Source organism: Albimonas pacifica, assembly GCF_900113695.1.
Lineage (GTDB): Bacteria > Pseudomonadota > Alphaproteobacteria > Rhodobacterales > Rhodobacteraceae > Albimonas > Albimonas pacifica.
In genome coordinates this window covers 1-5314 of record NZ_FOQH01000032.1, presented here as the reverse complement: position 1 = coordinate 5314, position 5314 = coordinate 1, and the positions used below count along the sequence as shown (strand labels likewise).

9 protein-coding genes are annotated in these 5314 nt (G+C 65.5%); 5 read left to right on the top strand and 4 right to left on the bottom strand.

From position 1 onward, the window contains the following. Positions 1–52: 52 nt before the first annotated feature. The 3 genes from BM064_RS26120 to BM064_RS26110 all read right to left on the bottom strand — a co-directional run bounded on the left by BM064_RS26120 (position 53) and on the right by BM064_RS26110 (position 2009). Positions 53–292, bottom strand: a complete 240-nt coding sequence (locus BM064_RS26120) for a recombinase family protein (protein ID WP_092866394.1) — start codon at positions 290–292, stop codon at positions 53–55. Positions 293–414: 122 nt separating this feature from the next. Next, positions 415–921 (bottom strand): PIN domain-containing protein, encoded by a 507-nt coding sequence (locus tag BM064_RS26115; RefSeq protein ID WP_245779306.1) that lies wholly within the window; start codon positions 919–921, stop codon positions 415–417. Continuing rightward, a complete protein-coding gene (locus tag BM064_RS26110; protein WP_092866387.1) occupies positions 921–2009 on the bottom strand; it encodes a helix-turn-helix domain-containing protein in 1089 nt (362 codons plus the stop codon). The genes BM064_RS26115 and BM064_RS26110 overlap by 1 nt, the downstream gene beginning before the upstream one ends. A gap of 140 nt (positions 2010–2149) precedes the next feature. On the opposite strand from BM064_RS26110, the gene BM064_RS26105 reads away from it, so the two are divergent. Genes BM064_RS26105 through BM064_RS26085 form a run of 5 tightly spaced genes read left to right on the top strand, consistent with a single transcriptional unit; the run spans position 2150 to position 4950 of the window. Next, positions 2150–2509 carry a multiubiquitin domain-containing protein gene (locus BM064_RS26105; RefSeq protein WP_092866384.1) on the top strand — a complete coding sequence of 120 codons (360 nt, stop codon included), beginning with the start codon at positions 2150–2152 and terminating at the stop codon, positions 2507–2509. Between the two features lies 1 nt (position 2510). Beyond that, the gene (locus tag BM064_RS26100) at positions 2511–2927 is read left to right on the top strand and encodes an E2/UBC family protein (RefSeq protein WP_092866381.1); all 417 of its coding nucleotides are present in this window, start codon (positions 2511–2513) and stop codon (positions 2925–2927) included. Further along, positions 2912–4333 carry a ThiF family adenylyltransferase gene (locus BM064_RS26095; RefSeq protein WP_092866378.1) on the top strand — a complete coding sequence of 474 codons (1422 nt, stop codon included), beginning with the start codon at positions 2912–2914 and terminating at the stop codon, positions 4331–4333. The genes BM064_RS26100 and BM064_RS26095 overlap by 16 nt, the downstream gene beginning before the upstream one ends. Further along, on the top strand, positions 4333–4728 hold the full coding sequence (locus BM064_RS26090) for a ubiquitination-like system serine protease family protein (protein WP_092866375.1): 396 nt from the start codon (positions 4333–4335) through the stop codon (positions 4726–4728). The genes BM064_RS26095 and BM064_RS26090 overlap by 1 nt, the downstream gene beginning before the upstream one ends. Before the next feature lie 33 nt (positions 4729–4761). Then, on the top strand, positions 4762–4950 hold the full coding sequence (locus tag BM064_RS26085; protein WP_092866371.1) for a hypothetical protein: 189 nt from the start codon (positions 4762–4764) through the stop codon (positions 4948–4950). A gap of 15 nt (positions 4951–4965) precedes the next feature. Here BM064_RS26085 and BM064_RS26080 read toward each other — a convergent pair whose 3' ends face one another. Then, complete coding sequence (locus BM064_RS26080; RefSeq protein ID WP_092866397.1) at positions 4966–5283, bottom strand: hypothetical protein; 318 nt, start codon at positions 5281–5283, stop codon at positions 4966–4968. Between the last annotated feature and the right edge of the window lie 31 nt (positions 5284–5314).

Sequence of the window (5314 nt, the reverse complement as noted above, 5' to 3'; positions counted from 1 at the left end):
GATGGCGTCTTGGCATGGACCTTCCTCATCGGAAAGCCCGCCCCCGGTCAATTCAGACCCGGCCGACCTGCCCACTCCGAGGGGCGCACTCCACGAGGCGGTCGTACTTGGCGACCACCACCACGTCGCCAGGGCGGAGCTGATCGAGCATGCGGTCTAGCTCGGGGCGCCTGCGGGCCGTGCCGGTGATCTTGTCGGCGAACATGCGCTCGACGCCTGCGGCCGCGAGGGCGTCCGTCTGAGCGTCGAGGGATTGGTCTGCGGTGGAGACGCGGGCGTAACCGATGATCATGCGCTCAGGGTATCAAAAACGCTCCAAAACCCGAAAGGTTTAGGAGGGGGTTTTTGACGTTGCCCACAGCCTTGTTTCGCGCCAGGCGCGCGGGCATGTCAAAAACGACCGTTTTCAAGGCGTCATTCCAGGCCGTCGAGGTAAGCGGCGAGCCGACGGCGGATTTCGGGCCGGGGCAGTCGGCAGCGCGGGTGGTTGGAGATGGCGGTCAAGCCGTCGTGCAGCAGCCGGAGGGACGCGGCATTGGCCGCCTGAAGCTGATCCATCACCCAGAGCACGCCGTGGCATTCGACAGCCTCATCAGCGGCAAGTTGTCGAAGCGGTCCATCGCCGGTGAGGAGTATCCATTCTCGAGCCTGCGCCAGCGCAAGAGCAAAGCTGTCCGGAATAGTGAGAACAGGGGCGCGCTGGCGGTAGGCGAGCGCCCGCGCGACCACGTCGCCGTCGAGTTCTTCGACGACAAGGCCGAGACGAAGAAGATCATCACCGCCGAAGTTCTTCAGCTCGCGCTCATACAGAAGATCGGGCACGGAAAACTGGTAGGGCAGGCGGAAACTGGCCTCCAGCAGCGACCCGCGCTCCAGATCGACAAGAACGGATGTGTCGGAGACCAGGACCCGCATCGGCATCAGGCCCCATTGACGGCTTGAGGCAGCTGCGGCGGCTGAACTTCCATCATCTGGTTCAGCTCGCGCACCGACAGGCCCAGAAGCTCGGCCGCCTTCGGCTCGGAAACGGCACCCTCGGCGAGCGCCCGGAACGTCAGCCGACGGAACCGCGTCGGCTTCTCGCCCTTGAGTGCATAGGGCTCTTCATAGGGAGGGCTGCGCCAGCCAAGCCGGTTGAACTCCTGGAACAGACGCCGGAACAGCGGTTCGCTGAAGATGCCCAAATCCTTGCAGCGATACGTGATGGCCTGAACGCTGACGCCGAAGAGCTTCTTCAGTGCGAACAGCTCATCGCCCCCGATCGACGTGCGGTTCTTGCCGATCTCGCTCCAAAGCGCATCGGCAGGCATGAGAAAGGCTCCCGCGAACCGATGTGCGGCTTTCTCGGGATCGACGCCGTCGCCAACATCCATGATCATGTGGCCGAGCTCGTGCGCGAGCGTGAAGCGCTGGCGCTCGCCCCAATCCTTGCCGTTGACGACGATAACGGGAACCGAGCCCTTGCGAACGCGGCGGACCTGCGCCGTGAGCCCGTCGATATTCGTCAGGTCGATTGAGAGAACCTTGATGCCATGTTCTTCGAGCAGCTCGACCAGGTTCGGGATCGGATCGACCCCAAGGCCCCAATGGTCGCGCAGGCTTTCGGCTGCACGGTCGGCTTCCGACAGGCCCTGACGGACCGGGTAAGGTGCCTCGCGCGGTTTGTCCCATTCGACGCTCGCAAGATTCAGCGCCTCCTCAACCATCAGATAGCGTTCAAGCAGATGCAGCACCTGCGCTTCGACCTGCGCCTCCTCACGCTTGCCCGTGATCTTCTTCTTGCGGAACTCGATCCCTTCGAGGGCCATGTCCTGATCGCCGACCAAGTAGTCCACCGAGACATCGAGCGCCGAGGCAAGCGCCATCAGGACGCCCGAGCTAGGCATCGATTCGTTGCGCTCGTATTTGCCGATCGCCTGAGCCGTGACGCGGTTTCCAATCTTCTCCTCCAACTCCCTGAGAGACAGGCCTGCTGCGGCACGTGCGAGCTTAAGTCTCTGTCCTATCACGTTTCTCTCCTCCTTGCGTGCGGTTTACAAAAAGTATATTATAGGCGCAGTTTTGTAAACTAAAACCCTTGAAGGCCGGTTACCCGGTCCCCACCTGACAGGGTAAGCCGCTGTGGCGGCGAGGCAGAAGGAGAAAGGCAATGAACGAGCAGGCCCGGCCGCCGGACATGAGCGGCGAAGAACTGGCAGACGCGGTCCGCGAGGAAATCCTCGACGAGATCGCGGACCTCGAAGAATACGCGAAGCTGGGTAAGGCCCCTCCGCGGTGCCGTGGCTACCGCTTCCGGGTGAACCGGGATCGGCATGAAGTCCCCGAGGCCAAGCCGACGCGGGAGACGATCCTGGAGGCGGCCGGGCTGACGCCCGCCGGAGACTGGACCCTGCGCCTCAAGCTGAGCGGCGGCGGATACGAGCTGATCAAGCCCGGCGAGCGCGTCGATCTGCGGCGTCCCGGCGTCGAGAAGTTCAAGGCCCTGCCGCGCGACCAGACGGAGGGCTGAGATGGCGATGCGGCGTCAGTTCGAGCTGCCGGAAGAGGATCGGGCGTTTCTCGATGCCTACGGCTGCCCATGGGAGACCGTCGTGGACGGCTCTCCTTGGGTGCTCCTGCACGGGTTCCCGACACAGGACGCTGGCTACAATCATGACGCCGTCACCGCCGCGATCCGGATCGAGACGGGCTACCCGAAGGCCGCGCTCGATATGGTGTATTTCCACCCGGCGCTGGCGCGGAAGGACAGCCGGGCCATTGGGGCGACCCAAGCAACGCAGGCCCTCGACGGCAAGGTCTTCCAGCGGTGGTCGCGGCACTACACGGCCGCCAACCCGTGGGTGGTCGGCGAACACAACCTCGGGACGCATATCCTCATGATCGAGGACTGGCTGATGCGGGAGTTCGAAAAATGCCCCACGGCGTGACGGTCGGGCTGACCCTGAACGGAACGCAGCACGCGGCGCTGAAGGCGCACCTGTTTCCGGGCGACGGTTTGGAGGCGGCGGCTTTCCTTCTATGTGGGGTGCGCGCGGGAGACCGGCGGACCCGCCTCGTCGCGCGGGAGGTGTTCCCGGTGCCGTATTCGGCCTGTGCGGTTCGGACGGGTCGGCGGGTGACCTGGCCAACGGACGCGATCCTGCCGCTGCTGGAACGTGCCGAACGCTCGGGCGGCACGCTGGTCAAGGTGCACAGTCACCCCGGGGGCTATCTTGCCTTTTCTGAGGTCGATGACGAGAGCGACCGGCTGCTCCTGCCGAGCCTGCGCGACTGGTTCGATGACGACCGGCCGCATGGCAGCGCGGTGATGCTTCCGGATGGCCGCATGTTCGGCCGGACGGTGAGAGCCGACGGCGCGATGCCGCCGCTGGCGCAGATCAACGTCGCCGGTGACGATCTGCTCTTCTGGCATGGTGGGGCATCTGGCACCGGGGCGGTGCCCGACTTCGCCGCCTCCCATGCGCAGGCCTTCGGCGAGGGGACATTCGATCTGTTGCGGCGGCTTTCGGTCGCCGTTGTCGGCTGCTCCGGCACCGGCAGTCCGGTGATCGAACAACTGGCCCGGCTCGGCGTCGGTGAGCTGGTGATCGTCGATAACGACACGGTCGAAGAGCGCAACCTCAACCGCATTCTGAACGCCACGGCGGCCGATGCTGAGAAGGGCCGCGCGAAAGTCGCCGTGCTTGCCGGGGCGGTCGAACGCATGGGCACCGGCACGCGCGTGATCGCGCTGGAACAGAGCCTGTGGTCGCCCGAGGCGATCGAGGCGGTGGCGCAATGCGATATCGTGTTCGGCTGCATGGACACGATCGACGGTCGGTTCCTGCTGAACATGCTCGCGACCTTCTATCAGCTCCCGTATTTCGACCTGGGCGTGCGCATTCACGCGGTTCCGGAAGGGCTGCGTCGGGGCGAAATCGTCGAGGTCTGCGGCAGCGTTCACCATCTGACGCCCGGCGGGTCGAGCCTCGTCAGCCGGGGCCTGTTCAGCCTCGACGACGTGCGCGCGGCCGGGCTCGCTCGCACCGACCCGGAAGCACATGCCCGGCAGATCGAGGATGGCTACATCTCCGGGGTGGCGGTGCGGCGCCCGGCGGTGATCTCGCTCAACATGCTGATCGCCTCGCTGGCCGTGAACGATTTGCTGGCCCGACTGCATCCGTACCGGGACGATCCGAACGAGGCCTTCGCCCATATCGAGGTCAGCCTGAGCGAGATGGCGATGTTCCGGGACCCAAAGCCTGGTGCCTGTCCGGTCTTCCGGGGCGATCTAGGCAAGGGCGATACGCGGCCGCTGCTGGGTATGCCGGAGCTCTCCCGGAGGGTTGCCTGATGGCGGGCCTTTGGCAGCGGTGGCAGGACTGGCTAAGGGACCGCCTGCGGGTCCGGTTCCGCACTGAATATGTCCACGAGGACGCGCCCGAGCGGCCGCAGGCCCGGACCCTCTATGTCGTGACCGAGGACGGCGCGCCCTGGAGCGCCGCCATGCTCTGCCCGTGCGGCTGCGGCGAGACCCTGCACATGAACCTGCTACCGGACGAGCGGCCGATGTGGAAGCTCGCGGTCGATGGGGCCGGTTTCGGCACGCTGCACCCATCGGTGCACCGGATGAAGGGCTGCCGGGCACATTTCTGGTTCCGGTGCGGAAAGGTGCATTGGTGCGGCGATCAGAAGTCGCCGCTGTGGAAGGATATCCGGCTGCTGCTGGGCTGGCAGAAGGCCGGATGAAGGTGGGCGATCTCAACTGAAGAGGTGAATGAAATGGCAAAGAACACGGGGAATGGCTTCCGGCGCGGCGCGGTGACCGGACGGACGCAATTCGAGCGGCCGGACGATCTCTGGCAGAAGCGCGACGAGCGCACGGGCCGCTTCATGGAAGTGAAGGACGATGGCAAGCCCTTTAAGGGCGTGGCGCGCGAGCCGGACGGCCGCGACACCGACAACGCCTGATGAAGTAGCACACCCTCAGAAGAGGGTGTGCTCACAGGCAGCGGTGGCTTTACGCCGCCAAGCGGGCGTGTCGGGGGCAGCGTCGAGCCAAGCGCGAGCGTGTGCGACCGGCCCTCCGGCTGCGGCCACGGCCGAGCGAGAGGTGAAGTGCGATCGGTAGCCGGTCTCGGTGATCGGGAGCGGTTCGTCGCCGTGGCTGCGCACCTGTAGATGCGCAGCGGCGACTTCGTGGCGGGCTTCGATGCCAAGCCAGTCGGGCTCCCAGAAGATTTCGAGCCGGATGCCGTTCCGGGTCGCCTCGAAGGTTTCTATGTGGCAGGTCACCTTACGCAACGTCTTCCGCGCCCCCCCCCCCCCCCCCCCC